15 protein-coding genes are annotated in these 16212 nt (G+C 60.8%); 10 read left to right on the forward strand and 5 right to left on the reverse strand.

Going from position 1 to position 16212, the window contains the following annotated elements; all coding sequences use genetic code 11:
* Positions 1–29: 29 nt before the first annotated feature.
* Positions 30–1019 carry an NAD-dependent epimerase/dehydratase family protein gene (locus BLW25_RS19970; RefSeq protein ID WP_092903421.1) on the forward strand — a complete coding sequence of 330 codons (990 nt, stop codon included), beginning with the start codon at positions 30–32 and terminating at the stop codon, positions 1017–1019.
* Positions 1020–2185: 1166 nt separating this feature from the next.
* Here BLW25_RS19970 and BLW25_RS19980 read toward each other — a convergent pair.
* Complete coding sequence (locus BLW25_RS19980; RefSeq protein WP_171909665.1) at positions 2186–3802, reverse strand: amidohydrolase; 1617 nt, start codon at positions 3800–3802, stop codon at positions 2186–2188.
* A gap of 163 nt (positions 3803–3965) precedes the next feature.
* Here BLW25_RS19980 and BLW25_RS19985 point away from each other — a divergent pair, with 163 nt between their 5' ends.
* From BLW25_RS19985 to BLW25_RS20020, 8 genes are all read left to right on the forward strand, one after another.
* On the forward strand, positions 3966–4913 hold the full coding sequence (locus BLW25_RS19985) for an AraC-like ligand-binding domain-containing protein (protein ID WP_092903427.1): 948 nt from the start codon (positions 3966–3968) through the stop codon (positions 4911–4913).
* Between the two features lie 148 nt (positions 4914–5061).
* Positions 5062–6216 (forward strand): amidohydrolase family protein, encoded by a 1155-nt coding sequence (locus tag BLW25_RS19990; RefSeq protein ID WP_092903429.1) that lies wholly within the window; start codon positions 5062–5064, stop codon positions 6214–6216.
* The gene (locus BLW25_RS19995) at positions 6209–6565 is read left to right on the forward strand and encodes a metal-sulfur cluster assembly factor (protein ID WP_092903431.1); all 357 of its coding nucleotides are present in this window, start codon (positions 6209–6211) and stop codon (positions 6563–6565) included. The genes BLW25_RS19990 and BLW25_RS19995 overlap by 8 nt, the downstream gene beginning before the upstream one ends.
* Before the next feature lie 153 nt (positions 6566–6718).
* Positions 6719–7843 carry a sugar ABC transporter substrate-binding protein gene (locus tag BLW25_RS20000; protein ID WP_092903433.1) on the forward strand — a complete coding sequence of 375 codons (1125 nt, stop codon included), beginning with the start codon at positions 6719–6721 and terminating at the stop codon, positions 7841–7843.
* A 48-nt stretch (positions 7844–7891) separates the two neighbouring features.
* Entirely contained in the window at positions 7892–9421 is a 1530-nt protein-coding gene (locus BLW25_RS20005; RefSeq protein WP_092903436.1) for a sugar ABC transporter ATP-binding protein, read from the forward strand.
* 71 nt (positions 9422–9492) lie between these two features.
* On the forward strand, positions 9493–10407 hold the full coding sequence (locus BLW25_RS20010) for an ABC transporter permease (protein ID WP_171909666.1): 915 nt from the start codon (positions 9493–9495) through the stop codon (positions 10405–10407).
* Positions 10408–10433: 26 nt separating this feature from the next.
* On the forward strand, positions 10434–10784 hold the full coding sequence (locus BLW25_RS20015) for a YciI family protein (RefSeq protein ID WP_171909667.1): 351 nt from the start codon (positions 10434–10436) through the stop codon (positions 10782–10784).
* 43 nt (positions 10785–10827) lie between these two features.
* Positions 10828–12300, forward strand: a complete 1473-nt coding sequence (locus BLW25_RS20020; RefSeq protein WP_092903442.1) for a flavin-containing monooxygenase — start codon at positions 10828–10830, stop codon at positions 12298–12300.
* A 208-nt stretch (positions 12301–12508) separates the two neighbouring features.
* Here the strand turns inward: BLW25_RS20020 and BLW25_RS25385 are convergent, their stop codons facing one another.
* Positions 12509–12712: a transposase domain-containing protein gene (locus BLW25_RS25385; protein WP_366268563.1), complete on the reverse strand. Its 204-nt coding sequence runs from the start codon at positions 12710–12712 to the stop codon at positions 12509–12511.
* Between the two features lie 411 nt (positions 12713–13123).
* Between BLW25_RS25385 and BLW25_RS20030 the strand changes: the two genes are divergently transcribed.
* Complete coding sequence (locus BLW25_RS20030) at positions 13124–13735, forward strand: hypothetical protein (RefSeq protein WP_253188598.1); 612 nt, start codon at positions 13124–13126, stop codon at positions 13733–13735.
* 56 nt (positions 13736–13791) lie between these two features.
* Here the strand turns inward: BLW25_RS20030 and BLW25_RS20035 are convergent, their stop codons facing one another.
* From BLW25_RS20035 to BLW25_RS25395, 3 genes are all read right to left on the reverse strand, one after another.
* Complete coding sequence (locus BLW25_RS20035) at positions 13792–15012, reverse strand: ATP-binding protein (protein ID WP_092903444.1); 1221 nt, start codon at positions 15010–15012, stop codon at positions 13792–13794.
* Between the two features lie 271 nt (positions 15013–15283).
* Entirely contained in the window at positions 15284–15643 is a 360-nt protein-coding gene (locus BLW25_RS25390; protein ID WP_366268535.1) for a transglutaminase-like domain-containing protein, read from the reverse strand.
* Positions 15644–16093, reverse strand: coding sequence for a transglutaminase-like domain-containing protein (locus BLW25_RS25395; RefSeq protein ID WP_366268537.1), 450 nt, complete (start codon positions 16091–16093; stop codon positions 15644–15646).
* Positions 16094–16212: the final 119 nt, after the last annotated feature.

The raw sequence follows: 16212 nt of genomic DNA on the forward strand, positions 1-16212 counted from the left end.
GGCGCATTCCGCGCCGGACGGGATCCCCGATGCAAACGACATTCGTCACCGGCGCCACCGGACTTCTCGGCAATAACCTCGTGCGGCTTTTGCTGGCACGCGGCGTGACGGTGCGCGCCCTTGCGCGGTCGCGGGCCAAGGCCGAAGCGCAGTTCGGGCAGATCCCGGGGCTGGAGATCATCGAGGGCGACATGCAGGATGTCGCGGGCTTTGCCCCGGCGCTGGCTGGCTGTGATGTGGTCTTTCACACCGCCGCCTATTTCCGCGAGAGCTATGGCGGCGGCAAGCATTGGGCGATGCTCAAGCGGATCAACGTCGATGCCACCGCCGAACTGATCGCGGCGGCCCATGCAGCGGGTGTGCGGCGGTTCATCCATACCAGCTCGATTGCGGTGGTGAATGGTCCGCGCGGCGAGCTGATCGACGAGAGCATGAAGCGGGGTCCCCGTGATGCCGACGATTACTACCGCAGCAAGATGCAGTCGGATGCGGTGGTGCAGGCGTTTCTGCGCGACCACCCCGAGATGTTCGCGGCCTTTGTGATGCCTGGCTGGATGCACGGGCGGGGCGATCTGGGGCCAACGGCGGCGGGCCAGTTCACGCTGGATTACCTGAAGAGCGCGCTTCCCGGCATTCCGCCCGGAACCTTCGCCTTTGTCGATGCCTGCGATGTGGCCTTCGCGCTGGTCGCAGCCGCCGAAAAGGGGCGGCGGGGGGAACATTACCTCGCAGCCGGTCATCACATCGCCATGCCCGACCTGGTGAAGATCTACGCCGAGGTCACCGGCACGCCCGCACCGAAACGCCAGATGCCGGTGGCGGTGCTCTGGCCGATCGCGGTCTTGCAGGAGGTGGTGGCGTTCATCACCAGACGCCCAGCGCTCCTGAGCCTCGCCACCGTGCGCACGATGCGTGCGGAAGCGGAGCGCAGAAGATCCCGCAGGTCGATGAGAATTATACCTTGCTCGACTGCGCTGATTTCGTCGGCCAGATATGGCTGGGATCAATTCCATGGCTGATGCATGACCGGCCCTTCGTTCAGGGGATCACGGCCTGCGCAGACATCGGTGCCGTCATGGCGCACGACATCCGCCAGGTGGCCGCGCGTAAAACGAGACGCCCGCGCAGATACTGTCAGGCCTGGTAAAAAGGCGCCGGGCGGTCTGACCCAGAGGAAACGGTCCTGTTCCTGTCTGCGGTCGAATACCGGGCGTGACGGCACACATTGCGAGATCGGCAGGCCACGGCCCGGCGACAGGGGCCACGCCGATACAGTCGCGAGCGGATGGAAGCCGGGCAGAGGCCAACCCCCATCGGTTCCGCGACCGCGAAGTTGCCCGTCCGGCACCCTGCCTGCGCCCACCCGCATGCCTTGCATGATATCATGCATCTTGAATGACACTGCGCTGCTGACCATTGGCCCGGGAATGGTCGCCACGGTATCTGGCACCGCCAGCATTTACAACTCGGCCTCTTCGAGTTTGGATGATCCGGCTCCGGTTTACCTCGCACGCAAACCTCTCGTGCAGCAACGGCTTGGACTTGCAGGGGTGTCCGGTTCCGCGCAGAGGACATGAAGATGAAACGAGCGGCAAAAATGCCTCTCCCGCCTCGCTTACGACAGCATTTTTACGACTACCTGAACGTCCACCGTACTACCCCGCTCGATGGTAAAAGCAACGACGCCCTGTGGATTTCGGAACGTGGCAAAGAGCTTTCGCAGGGTTCACTTTCCAAGCACTGAGCTACTCCCCGGCAATCGGACAGTGTCGGGAGCTACGATCTAAAGTTTGCTGGTCTTTAAGGACAAGGAGATCAGGAATGCGGAAGCGCAGGAACCATCACGCAGGCTTCAAAGCGCGCGTGGCACTTGAGGCCGTGAACGCGAGCGCACTGAACCGCACCGGGTTTGCCGGACGCTGATTATGGTTAACAACGCGCTATGAACTCAGTTTCCAGAGCAGCACAGAAGGTTGCCTCGGCCTCGGCTGGCGGGATGTTTCCGACTGGCTCGAGCACACCGTTTACCTTATCCCGGCTGTTCAGATTTCCGCAGCAACCTCTGTCATGACAACCTATTCCTGCAGGCCATCCTTCCGTTCCAGCCAAGTGATCACACCATCAGATCTTGAGAGAGGACTGACTGTAACCGGCAATACCGCGCAGAAGGACGCAAGGGGGCCTCTCACCCAAGTGCTGCCCGATAGACCACCCGGCCTCCGAGCACCGTCATTACCACGGTCGTGTCACGGATTTCATCCTCCGGGATCGCAAGCAGGTTCCGATCCAGCACTGCCATATCGGCAAGCTGTCCCTGTATGATCGCGCCCCGCTCACTGGCGACCCCCATGATCTTTGCGTTATTGACGGTATAGAGTTCGAGCGCTTCGCTGATCGTGATTGCCTGATCCGGGCCGAGGCAATCGCCCTGAAGGGTCTTGCGCGTCACCATCCACCACATGCAGATGAACGGGCTGATCGGCAGGATCGGCGCATCGGTTCCCGCACCGACCAGCAGGCCCTCATCCAGCATGCGCCGGATCGGTGTTGACCACTCGGCCCGCTTGCGGCCCCACCATTTCACCTTATTGGCGCCCAGCAATACACTCTGGTCCTGCACCATCACGTGGATACCAGTGTCGCGCAATCGTGCAAAAATCCCAGCGGGCGCGTTATGCATATGCATCACCGTCCAGCGCAGGCCGTTGATCGGGAAAGTACGGGCAACGGCCAGATAGCTGTCCACAATGATATCGATGCAATGGTCGCCGACGCCATGGGTCTGAACCTGCATACCTGCCTGCGCGATCAGTTCAAGCGCTGCGACAAACTCGGTCTCGCCACCGGGGGGGAGCAAAGACAGACCGCGATATTCCGGGTCATTCTGTTCGCCTGGCACGATCTGATAGGGGTCGTAATGCAGGGCGCCTTCAACACCACCATCCAGCATGAACTTAATACCCACATAGCGCAGGAACTGATCATCCTGAAAATCCCGGATCGCGAGGCCATTCAGCGTATCCGCCAGGCCATAGGCACGAAACATCAGATCGGTGCGAACGGTGACCTCGCCCCGCGCACGCAGAGCCTCGTAAAGCCCCATCTGATGGCGGTTCAGGCCCGGATCCATGGTTGCCACAATGCCGTAACTGTTCAGCTTTTCCATTGCATCGCGCAGCAGCGCCTCCTCCCTCTCAGGTGGGGGGAGCGGCTTTCGCAGCAGGTAGCAGGCGGCTTCCAGCACCACCCCGGTCGGGCGTTGCGAGCCCGCCTCTCGTACGATTACGCCACCGGGTGGATCGGCGGTCGCCTCGCTGATGCCGGCGAGTTCAAGCGCCCTTGAATTGCCGCTGCCGACATGACCGCCGCGCGGAACAAAGACCGGGTGATCGGGTGCTGCTGCGTCAAGTTCGTCGCGCGTCGGCAGGCGGTTTTCACGCAGGAGGCTTTCATGCCAGCCCATCGCGCCAATGATCCAGCCGCCTTTGGGCGTCGCTCGGGCGCGACAGGAAATAGCCTCCTGGAGCTCGGCGATTGACCGGCAGTCGATCAGTGGCACCCGAGCTGCCTCGATCCCGGCGAGGTAGAGATGCAGATGCGAGTCGAAGAGCCCAGGGATCACCGTTTGCCCGGCAAGGTCAATCCGCTCGGTGTCCGGCCCGGCAAGAGCCTGAACATCGTCATTCGTGCCGACCAGCACAAAACGCCCGTCAATGATTGCCACCGCCTCCGCCGTGGGATTGGCGGAGTCCATGGTGATGAAATTGCCATTTACGAAAATCCGGTCAGGATCGGGTGACATGACGTGTTCCCTTCCGATGCACCATTTCAGCGCCCAGGCTGCGCTCATACTGCCCGGCTGTAAATACCGATGGCGGTGCGCCTCATCTGTGCAGAAATGTTGACAGTCGGCCGGGTGATCCTAGAGTATCGCACACAGGTTTCCCCGGGGGTTGCACAGGCCGATGCAAACCGTTTCCGCCTCAGAGGATGACAGCGCCCTGCTTGTCAGGTTCAGGGCGGCGGCGAAACAGTGTTTCGGCAGGCTGTCGGTTACGCCGGCGGACACCCGGCAATTCTCTGGCGAGATCAGCTATTCAGGCTTCGCCTTTCTCGGGCTGATCGATCTGCAATTCCAGCCGATCCAGGTCGAGCGCACCAGCACTGATATCGCGGCTGATACGGTGCATGATTATTTTCTGACACTGCAGGTCGAGGGCGCGGGGACCCTGCGCCAGCTCGGCCGGGAGATCACACTTTACCCGGGTGATTTCGCCATCGTCGACAGCTCTCTGCCATCAGAGCTGCATTTCAGCCAGCCTGCCCGCCGCATCGCCATCCGTCTGCCGCGGGCAGAGCTGAAGCGGCGCGGTGGTGTCACGCAGAACATCTGCGCCCGTGCCTATCGCGGCAAAGCGGGAACCAGCGCCATGACCTCGGCAATGATCCTGTCCACGAGGCAACATGCCGGCGCGATGGGGCAGCCGGCGCATCACCTGCTGGCCTCGGCACTGCTGGATCTGGTGATGTTTTCCGAAGCCGAGGACGCGCGGCCAGGGGTCTCCTGCGCGGGCGGTGAGATGTTGCAAAGGCTGCGCGCCATTGTACTTTCGCATCTCTCGGACCCCGACCTCGGCGCCGGGCAGATTGCTGCTTACGCCGGGATCTCGGTTCGCTACATGCATAAGCTGTTCAGCGATACCGGCACCTCGGTCAATCGCTGGATCCAGGACCAGCGGCTGGCAATCTGCCATCTGCTTCTCAGCGATCCCGCCCACGCCCATCGCTCGATCGGTGAAATAGCCTATGCCAACGGGTTCAACGACGCGGGCTATTTCAGCCAGCTGTTCTCAAGAAAATACGGCATCAGCCCCAGCCGGTTGCGCGCAGGGCAGTCAACATCACTTTGCTGACCTGTGCGCAATCGCAAGGGTTTTAGTGCGCAAAAAACATGGCGCGCCTGAGCAATTAATTTAAACTTAAATAAATTATAACACCCGAAGGGTCCGGCCAGGTGGCGCAATGGATGGACATGGCGCTACCCAGTGGGGGGGGTAACGAATGGCGAGAGTAAGGAGCGACGCCTTCGGGCGGGAACTGAACCCTGAGCTTGCGATGCGGATTTCGGGCGGACGCCCCTGGGAAGCCGTGCCGGACGATCTTTTCGTGATCGACGGGGTCGCGCATACCTATCACTACGGCGAGGACAACTGGGTTCCTGGCGGCTATGGCAAAATGGCCTCAGACGGGGTTTGGGGCATCCATAAGTACTTCTCGCCCGAGGGCGAAAAGTGGCTGTTGCCCGAAAGCGAACATGCGATGCAGACCGCCGATCTGCTGGCCCATTCGCTTTTTGCCGAAAGCGATATCGATGCCTGCGTCTATCACGCGCTGCCGCTGTTTCCGATCTTCAGGGATGGTGGCGGCCCGATTGAAACCGGCAAGGAGATGCGTGACCGCTGGCCGGGCCGGGTGGCGCTCTATGCGGCGATCAGCCCCTATCGTCCCGATGCGCTGGAGGCCATCGACCAGCTGATCGAAGAGGACAAGGTTACCGCCTTCAAATTCTACCCGACGGATCTGGTGGATGGCAAAGTGCGCGGCGTCCGTCTTGACGACGAGGAACTGATGTTCCCGCTTTATGAGAGGATGCTGAAACATGGTCTGACCACGGTGGCCATGCATAAGGCGATCCCGTTCACCCCCCAGGCGCATGAATTTTTCGGAATGAATGACATCCTGGGCGCAACAACCTCCTTTCCTGCACTGAATTTTGAGATCTTCCACGGTGGCTTTGCCTTTCTGGAAGATACCGTCATGAAGGCCAGCTATGCGCCGAATATGACGATCAATCTTGAGGGCAGCAGCGCCCTGATCCTGCGTGCTCCCGAAAGGTTGGCCCATATTCTGGGGGCCCTGATGCAGGCCGGGGCGGCGGATCGCATCGTCTGGGGCACCGGCGTGCCGGTGGTCCATCCGCAACCTTTCCTGGAGGCCTTCTGGAACTTCCAGATCCCGGACTCCTTGCAGGAGGGCTACGGCTATGACCCCATCACCGATGAGGCAAAGCGGATGATGCTGGGCGGCACCCAGGCACGGATTGCCGGGCTTGATGTGGCGGCCATGGCCGCCGAGGCGAGCGGGGATGAATTCGACCGTATGAACGGGCTCTCCACGCCCTGGTCCAAAGCGCGTCAGGTGGTGAGCCATGAATGATTACGTCTCTCGCGTCGAAGCCGAACTCGATCTGGTGGTTGACCCCTGCAGCGCCGGGATCGGTATGCCGGTCGGGCTGGTCAGCATGGGACTGATTAAAAAACTGACGCTGAAGGACAGCCCCGAAGGGATTGATGTTCATATTCTTCTGCGTCTGACCTCGCCCTGCTGCATGATGGCCCCCAGCTTCGCCACCCAGGCCGAGGAACGGCTGACCGCAATGCAGGGGATCCGCAGTGTCGAGGTCGAGATTGACCCAGCAATTGACTGGGTGCCCAGCATGATGCGCCAGAGTTACCGCGATACCCTTTCGCAACCAGCCTTCATGCGCGGCATTCAAAGCCTCTGAGACCGCCATTCGCGTCACCGAAGATGCGGCTTTCAATCTGTGAACCGGCCAGGCTTGCGGCCCCGGCGGGCCTTCTTCGCGCAAGATGCCGCTGACTGCATGTGACTTGTGATCAGACAACCGGGCCACAGAGCCCAGGACAGGGAGTTGAGAATGAAAATCCGCAATGCTTTTCTCCGGCGGCTGACTCTTTCGGCAGGTGCTGTCCTCGTGCTGGCGCCGGGGCCTGCTGCTGCGCAGGAGGATCCGGTGGCTTTTGCAAAAGATGTCGTGGAACAGGCATCGAAATCGGTCATGTCGCTCGATGAGATGGGCAAAGGTGCCGTGATCTGGGCCGGGCCTGAAAGCTCGCCGCCGCCGGCCAGGGATGTGACTGTTGCGGTCATGCCCTGTCCCCTTTCGCTCTCGGTCTGCCAGAAAAACCTCGCCTATGCGAGTGAAGCCGCCAAGGCGATTGGCTGGAAGGTCATCCCGATCGATACCAGGGGCGACCCAGGGACAGCACAGCGTGGGGTGGATGCCGCACTGAACAAGGGGGCGCAATGTGTGCTGCTGCTGGCGAGCCCTGCGCGTGACATCCGTGCCCAGATCCAGCGTGGCAAGGAAAAGGGCGTGGCCTTCGTGGTCAGCTTTGCCGACGACCCGGTGCCCTATGGCGGCGATGTCGGTTACGGGATTGATCAGGCAACAGCGGGCAAGCTGCTTGCGGCCTATGTGGTGGCGAATGGTGGTGGCAAGGTGGTCCTCCTTGGCGCGCCGGCCTTCCCGCAACTCAGCGCGCGGCTGCAGGGGTTCCGGGACTATCTTGCGGAATATGGCGGCGACACCACTGTCGTTCTTGAGGAAGTCGAATTTAATGTTGGCGCCGGTGCTCCGGATCTGGTGACCAAAACGCAGGCACTGCTGACGAAATACCCGCAAGACAGTTTCCAATGGGTTCTGACCCCTTATGACGAGGCGCTGGTACCGGTGCTTGCCACCATGCGTCAGCGCGACCGAACCGAAATCCATGGTCTGTCCTTTGACGGCGAACCGGTCGCGATCAGCTCGATCCTCGGGGACAAGGCACAGGCCGCCACTATCAGCTGGGGCCTAGAATGGGCTGCCTGGGCTGGAATTGACGAGTGCAACCGCGCGCTGAACAAATCCGAGGTCGGCGTTCACCACGACTTCCCGTTGCAACTCACCACAGCTGCAAATGCCGTCGCAGGTGGTGTCTATGACCCGGGCCTGGATTTTAAGGCCCATTTCAAAGCGATGTGGGCCGGCGGGAACTGAGTGGCATCCGGAGAACCGCACGCCCCATTCCCGAGCCGGAGACATTCCATGGCAAATGCAGACCATACGCTCACGGCCACCGGGATCAGCAAAAGCTTCGGCAAAACCCATGCCCTGCGTGCCGTCAGCTTTGATCTGTGTCCGGGCGAGGTTCACGCCCTGCTGGGCGAGAATGGTGCCGGAAAGTCGACGTTGATCCGTATTCTTGCCGGCGACCACATGCCGGACGCGGGTGAGATCCGGCTTGCGGGCGAGTTGGTCACCTTCCGCCATCCCTCCGAGGCGATAGCGGCCGGGATCGGTTTCGTCCATCAGCGCCCCGCCTTCGTCCCCGATCTTTCAATCACCGAGAATTATCTGCTTGGGCGTGGCTTTCCACGTCGGCGCACTGGTCTGATCGACTGGAAGGCCGGGCATGACGATTGTCAGGCTGCGCTGGCGCGGCTGCAACTCCCTGTTGATCCGCGATTGACGCTGGACAGTCTCTCGGCGCATCAGCGCCAGATTGTTGCGCTGGCCCGGGCATTGCGCCAGAAACCCCGGTTGCTGGTGCTTGATGAGGTGACGGCCTCGCTGTCAGAACCCGAGGTCAGGATGCTGCTTTCGCAGATCCGGACGCTGCGCGAGACGGGTGTCGCAGTTATCTATGTCAGTCACAGGCTGGAGGAGGTCTTTCGCGTGGCCGATCGCGCGACCGTCCTGCGTAACGGGCGCAGTGTCGGCACCCGCAATGTCGCCGGCTTGACCCAGGATGATCTGGTGCAGATGATTGTCGGCGCGGATATGACCGATCTTTTTGCCCGTAAAGCGCCCCGCGCGGCTGCGACCTCTGCCCGCCCTCTCCTGTCTGTCCGCAATCTGGGCGATGCGCGGCTGCGCTCTGTCAGCTTCGATCTGATGCCCGGAGAGATCCTGGGGATCGGGGGTCTTGGTGCTTCGGGACGCTCGCGGCTTTTGCGCATGCTCTACGGTGCCGTGCCCTGTCGCAGCGGCGAAATCAGGCTCGATGATCGCCCGGTCAGATTTACCTCGCCTGCGGCCGCGCTGAAGGCAGGCATCGTCATGATCACCGAGGAGCGCGGTCAGGACGGATATGTCGCCGCCCTGCCGATCTGGCAGAATATTACTCTGCCCTGGCTGCGGCGGTTTTCGCGCGGCCCAATGCTGAATCATGGGGCTGAGCGCCGTATCGCCAGCGAGATGTGTGATACCCTCGCGGTCCGGATGCCCGATATCAGCGCTTCAATGATGCAGCTCTCTGGCGGCAATCAACAAAAAGTGCTGTTCGCCCGCGCACTCCTGGGCCGGCCTCGCTTGCTTTTGCTCGATGAGCCAACCCATGGCGTCGACATCTCCTCGAAGGCGCAAATATACGAGGCGATCCGCAGCCTCGCAGCCGAGGGTGTTGCCACGATTGTGGTCTCTTCCGAAATGGATGAACTGGAGGCGCTGAGCCACCGCGTTCTTTTGCTGAAGGGCGGTCGCATCAGCGAGGAACTGACGGGTGCCGATATCTCGAAAGATCGGTTTTTGCAGCATCTTTTGCAATCTTCTCACGTCATGGAGTCTGAGAAATGACCGAATCCGCCACTGACGCAGAGGTCCGGGCCACCAGATCGTCGCGCTTGCGAATTGAAGGAACGGGTCCCGTGATTTTCCTGCTCCTGCTGATTGCAGGTTTCTCGATTGCCGAGCCCAGCTATTTCCCGACTGTCGAGAACCTGGTCACGACCCTGAATGACGGGGCACTGCTGGCGATTCTGGCCTCCGGGCTGACGCTTGTGCTGATCGTGGGCGAATTCGATATATCAACGGCTGCCATGGCCTCTTTCGGCGGGGCGCTCGTCACCGTGCTGGCAACAAAAGTGGGGCTTTCTATGCCGCTCGCCTTGCTGACACTGGTTGCTGTAGCGGTGAGCGTTGGCCTTCTGAATGGCTTTCTGGTGACGGTTCTGAACATTCCCGCCCTGATCGCCACCATCGGCACTGCCAGCCTGTTAGACGGTGCAAGCCTGTGGATCACCGGAAATTCGGTGGTATTTGAAGGATTTACCGACGAAATCCTTTGGTATGGCAATTGGCGTTTTGCCGGGTTGCAGGCCGGGGTATGGTATATGCTGGTGATCGCCGCGATCCTTGTCCTTATGCTGCGCTATACTGCGACCGGCCGCTACTTCTACGCCGTGGGCAGCAATCGTGAGGCCAGCCACATGGCCGGAATCCACGTGCAGCGGCAGGTAGTGCTGGCTTTTGTAATCTGCGCTGTGCTGTCGGGCTTTTGCGGCTTCATCTATACCTCGCGCCAGGGATCACTGACGCCCCTGTTCGGGGCATCGATGACTCTGCCCGCCTTTGCGGCCGTGTTTCTGGGATATGTCACCCTCGCGCATCGCCGCTTTCACATCATCGGAACGGTAATCGGCGTCTATATTATTGGCACCGGCACGCTGGGCCTTTTGCTGATCGGCGCGCCTGCCTATTCGCAACAGCTTTTCGCGGGAAGCGTGTTGATTGCTGCAACGGGCGGCTCTCGCCTGCGCGAATTACTGATGAAGAAAGCCTGAAATCCTGGAGAGGCAAAATGGATTGCATGATTTTGGTTTATCGTGACCCCGATCTGGAGCCCGCCCGTGATGCGCCGGGCTTTCGCGAAATGGTCGATAGCTATCTTCGCGCCAATGAACGGATGAAAGCAGATGGCGTCTGGCGTGCCGGCGCCGGGCTTCAGGGGGCGGAAACCAGCACCATTCTGCAATTGCGTGGCGGTTCCGTCAGGCTCGGGCAAGCCCCATATCTGCCAGGAAAAGAACAGCTTGCAGGCTATTACATCCTTGATGTCGCTGATGCGGCGGCGGCGGCGGAATATGCAAAGCTGCTGCCCCCGGCACAATATGGCACCATCGAAATCCGACCGCTGAAAATCTATCCGCCGTCCAATTAGCGGGCACAGGTGTCTGAGACCAATATGGTGAAAAGAGGTTCGAATGGATGAGGCTATTGTAAAACATACAAAGATGCTTGTTGTCGGATCGGGTGGCAATGCCATTGCTCTGGCGGTCTCGCTGATCCGCGCCGGCTACAGCGACCTTGGCATCATCACAAAACATCATGATTTCGGCGGCGCCTGGTTGCAGAATACCTATCCCGGCTGCGAGGTTGATTGCAAATCCGCTGCCTATCAGTTCAGCTTCGACCTCAATGCCGACTGGTCGGCGCTCTATGCCACACAGCCCGAGCTGAAGAACTATCTGCAAAAAGTGGCGCGCGACGGCGGGCTTTATGAGCGCACGATCTTCAACTGTGCCATGACCAATGCCCGCTGGGATGAGACACGCGCCCATTGGATTGTCGGGACAACATGCGGTTCCATGGCTGCAGATCATCTGCTGCTGGCCACTGGCTTTCTGGAAGAGGCAGTGACGCCAGATCTGCCGGGCTTCGACAGCTTTCGGGGGGCCAGCTTCCATTCCTCGCGGTGGCCTGCGGGCTATACCGGCAAGGGTGAGCGGATTGCCGTGCTGGGCAGTGGCTCCTCGGCCGCGCAGATCGTTCCTGCGATGCAAGAGACTGCCGATCATGTCTACCAGTTCCAGCGCACCCCGACATGGATGCTGCCAAAGGGCAACCGGGCTCTCAGTGCCGAGGAAAAGCAGGCCCTTCGGTCAGATCCGGCAGAACTGCAAAAGCAGCGCGACGAAGTCATCGAGATGCAGGAAACCGCCTGGAATGACGTCTTTGTGGGCTCAAACAGTGCGTTCTACCTGGAGATCTCGCAGAAATTCCTGGCGGATGAGGTGCCTGACCCGGTGCTGCGTGCCCATCTGACCCCAGATCATGCGCTCGGCTGTAAACGCCCGGTTATCAGTGACAATTACTATCGCTCACTTGGAAATCCGAATGTCACGCTGGTGCCGGAAGGAGTCACCCGGATCGAAGACGGCAGACTTGTGACCGCCAGTGGCAGGGAGTTCGAGGTCGATACCATCGTCCTGGCCACCGGCTTCTATTTCGGCGGGCATATCCTTGATCTGGTTCAACGGCGCGATGGTCAGAGTGTCGGGAGCTTCCAGGCAGGGCACCCCCGCGCCTATAAGGCAATCTCGGTTGCGGGCTGCCCCAACCTCTACCTGGTTGGTGGCCCGGCTCCGAATGGTCAGATCTGGAATGGACTTTACCCCGGCGAGGGCGTTGCAGCCTATGTGATCAGGGTGATGGAATATCTGCAAGCACACGACCTGCGCGCTGTCGAGGTCACCCATGAAGCAGAGATCGCCTGGAAGGCCGCAACTGATGAGATCCTCGACAAGTCGCCCGTGGTGGCGGGGGGCTGCGTGAACTATGCGCAGGACAGCAAGGGACATAATAAGGCCACCTGGCCTGGCAACCTGGCATCAATGACCATGGCGATGTCCCATTTCGAGGCCTCGGATTACCATGCGATCCGAGGCCTGCCCTGACGTTGCTCGCTGCGGCTGGTCCAGTCTGACGGGCTCTGTTGCACAAATCCCGTGCTGGATTCATCTTGTGAATCCAGCGTGGTAGCTGGGCTGGATAAGCAGAGCGAACACACCGACCTGCAAGACGCTGACCTGGCCCGCATATAACAAGGCGCTCAGGCGTCGCGGTTCGTTGTAAGCGGTCGCTGTGCCGCACCTGCGCCCGCCTTCAGGCTTTGAAATTCCAGGGCAGATGGTCGCCGAGCCTGCTCTGCGGATGCCCACCGGCGATCCCGGTCAGTGTTGTGCTGAGATAGACGAAGGGCTCGACGCCGTTGATATTGCAGGTCCCGATCAGCGACGCGAGGCGGCCCCAGGCGATGCCACCCTCATCATGGCCGGCGAAGAGCGCATTCTTGCGGCTCAGGACGATGGGTCACATCAGGTTTCCACGCGGTTGCTGTCGATCTCGACGCGGCCGGCTGTGAGGAAGGTCTGTCACCCCTCCCAGTGGTTATGGATACAGGTGAGCTTCTCCCCCAAACGTGACTTAGCCGAGATCCTGCGACGTTTCTCGTGCAGCGCTGTGACCCCCGATGCTCATCCAGTTGAGGCCAGAGCCGACGGCTGAATTTGGCGCGGTTGCGCCGACGGAGCAATGGGCGCCCCGCGCAGCGGTTCACATCCGCGAAGCTGATAGCCCATTGCGGTGAGTTGGGCGAACGTGCGGTGCGGCTGGTCTTCGATAACGAGGGTCAGCAGGGCCCGCACCGGCAGGGGACCCGCGCGGACGGACATGCCGAACGGCGCCCCGCGCTGGACCCGATGATGCGTGGAGCGCCTCATGGATCCGGAGCTGGTGAAGGTGTTCGCGGCGGAATACATCGCCGAGCGCAACCGCCTCGCCGCGACCCATGTCGATGACACGGCGGCGAAGAAACAGGAACTGGCCAAGGTGATCCGGGATCAGGACATCCTGGTGAACGCGCTCCTTGCTGGGACCCCGGCGGAACGGATCAAGGCGAAGATGGAACAGCTCGAGACGCGCCAGAAACTGCTGGAGAAAGACCTGGCCACCTCCCCTGCCCCCGGCTCTACGATCCGCATCCACCCTAAGATGGCGGACACCTATCACGACCGCATCCGCAGCCTGATCACGGGCCTGACGGAGCCCTTCGGCAAATCCGAGGCGCGGGAGGCAATCCGGGGTCTGATCACGAAGATAGTGGCGACGCCTGTTCCGACCAAAGGCAAGCGGTTCACGCTCGATTTGACGCTTCACGGCGATCTTGCGGGCATTCTAGCCTTGAGCCTGAATGCGGATCTGGCGTCCGGACAGCAAAAAACCTCCCTGTTACAGGAGGTTGATGTAAGTGTAGGATTTCTGGTTGCGGGGGCGTGCAACCAACGATACTTGCGATTGGTCGAGCGCCAGATCCCCAAGCTCGCCGCTTAGCGTAACCCATTATTGTGTATTGGGAAACCCCGCTCCCAAGTCCACTCGCCCCGCATTCATGCCCAGAGGCAGGACAAGGGGGCCGCGACGAAACGATCCCCAAACGGAACGACGTCCGCGCTATCGTAGAGTACGACACCGCAGGCAAAGCGGTCGCCACAAGCATCAGCCAAAGCCCGGAGGCCGCCAAAGTCACCGGACTTCACTGTGGCGCTTGCCTTGACCTCGATCCCCACGATCATTCCGTCGTCACGCTCCAGCACGATGTCAACTTCGCGCATCTGGCCATCGCGGAAGTGATAGGGGTTGAGCCGCAATTCGGAAGCCGACATCAGCTTCATAACCTCGGCGAAGACGAAGTTCTCCAGCATGGCACCGAAAGCGCCGCGATCGGCCTTCACTCGCTCGATGGTCATCCCGCGCACGGCGGCGAGAAGACCGGAATCCAGAAAGTGCAGCTTTGGCGTCTTGACGATGCGTTTCAGCGCGTTGGTGAACCAGGGCTGTAGCGTCGTGACCAGGAAAACCTGCTCCAGCAGGCCGACATAGCGCTGACCCGTTTTGTGCGTGACATTGATGGCGGCCCCAAACTGGGAGTAGTTGACCAACTGCCCGGCATGCTCGGCCAGCAGCCGGACAAACTTTGGCAGTTCAGTCAGCTTCTCGAGATCGGCGATATCCCTGAGATCGCGCGTCAGGATCGAGGTAAGATAGGCTCGCGCCCAATCCTGCCTCCGCCGCTCGCTCTCGCGGCTGATCACCTCCGGGTAGCCGCCTCGAAGCACCAGCCTGACAAGATCCTCGCCAAGGATCGGACTTTGGCACTTTGGCAGCTTGCCGTCGAACAACTGCTCCAGGAACGTCGGCGCCCTGCCCTCGATCTCGGCCTGGGCCAGCGGCAACATGCGGATGGTCTCCATCCGCCCCGCAAGGCTGTCGGCCACGCGAGGCAGCGTCAGGACATTGGCAGAGCCGGTCAGTAGGAACCGCCCGGGGCGATAGTCCTCGTCGACGGATTTCTTGATCGCCAGCAGCAGGTCGGGCGCGCGCTGTATCTCGTCGATGATCGCAAGGTCAAGGCCACGAATGAAGCCTGTAGGATCTGTCCGGGCCGCCTCCAAAACGGTCTGGTCATCGAGTGTAATGTACCTGCGCCCGACCTCGCCCATCTTGCGTACCAGCGTGGTCTTGCCGGCCCGCCGTGGCCCGACGATGAGGACCACCGGGGTATCGGTCAGCACCTCTTCCACGCGCTGCGTAACGAACCGCTCGTACATGCCCACTCCCGATCCTTGCAGATTGGAACTATCACTCATGTTAATTGGGAGTCAACGTCATGACATCTGGGAGTGATGTGTTTCCAGTGGACTTTCCATAAGCAAGACGTATGCAACTACAACCTGTGTCCAGTCGCCGAGCCGCTCGCAACAAAGATCGGCCCTTACCTGCCGCTCGGCCTCTATTGATGCTGCATTGCCGCCTTCCTCGAAGCGGTCACTCGACTCATGCCGCAGCGGAATTTTATCCAGGACGGTGGCGATATTTCTTTCACTGTGCCACCTCGTAGGTCCAGACCCGGAAGGATTTCAGGACATGGGGGCCGAATGAATTGATCAGGGGAACATCGGTTGCGTCACGCCCCCGCGCCACCACGATCCGGCCGATCCGCGGTTTGTTGTTGCGCGGATCGAACGTGTGCCACGCCCCATCAAGCCAGACTTCCATCCATGCGCTGAAATCCATCGGATCGACCACCGGCACGCCAATATCGCCCAGATGTCCGTTGACGTAGCGGGCGGGAATATTGAGGCACCTGCAAAGCGTCACCGCAAGATGCGCAAAATCGCGGCACACGCCGATGCGCTCCTGCCAGGCCTCGAATGCCGTCCGTGTAGCGCGGGCCTGCATTTAGTCGAACTGGATATGTCCGTTCACATAGTCGCAGATCGCCTGAACCCGCCCCCAGCCGGGCGCGACTGCACCGAAGAGATCCCAGGCCGTCTGGCTGAGCCGGTCGGTTTCGCAATAGCAGCTGCCCATCAGGTAGACCAGGCAATGATCAGGAAGATCAACCACCGATACCTCCCGCGCTTCGGGCAGGACGCGGTCAGGCAGACCACTGTCGGCGATGGTGGCATCACCCCAGATCGTCAGATCCCCGGCGGGCGCGGTCAGCCTGCGACAACGGTTCCCATAGAGGTCAAGGTAGGTCGAATTCGTCAGCCCGGCAGGGGTCGTGAAGAAGGTTTCGGGTTTGCGCAGATCTGCCGCACGATCTTCGTGCACCTCGAGCAGGCAGACCAGCGGTGTGGGCTGTGAGCAGGTGAGGGCGATTTCGTAACCATAGCGTATCAGCATCGAGTCTCCGGTTTATGAGCGTGTAACGACATCCGGGCCCTGGGCAGAGGGCGCGGAGCGATCGGATATGCGGTTGCGGCAGAGCGTACCCCGCGCCCGGAAACACTATGTCGACTGCA

Source organism: Rhodobacter sp. 24-YEA-8, from assembly GCF_900105075.1.
In the GTDB taxonomy this organism is placed as follows: domain Bacteria; phylum Pseudomonadota; class Alphaproteobacteria; order Rhodobacterales; family Rhodobacteraceae; genus Pseudogemmobacter.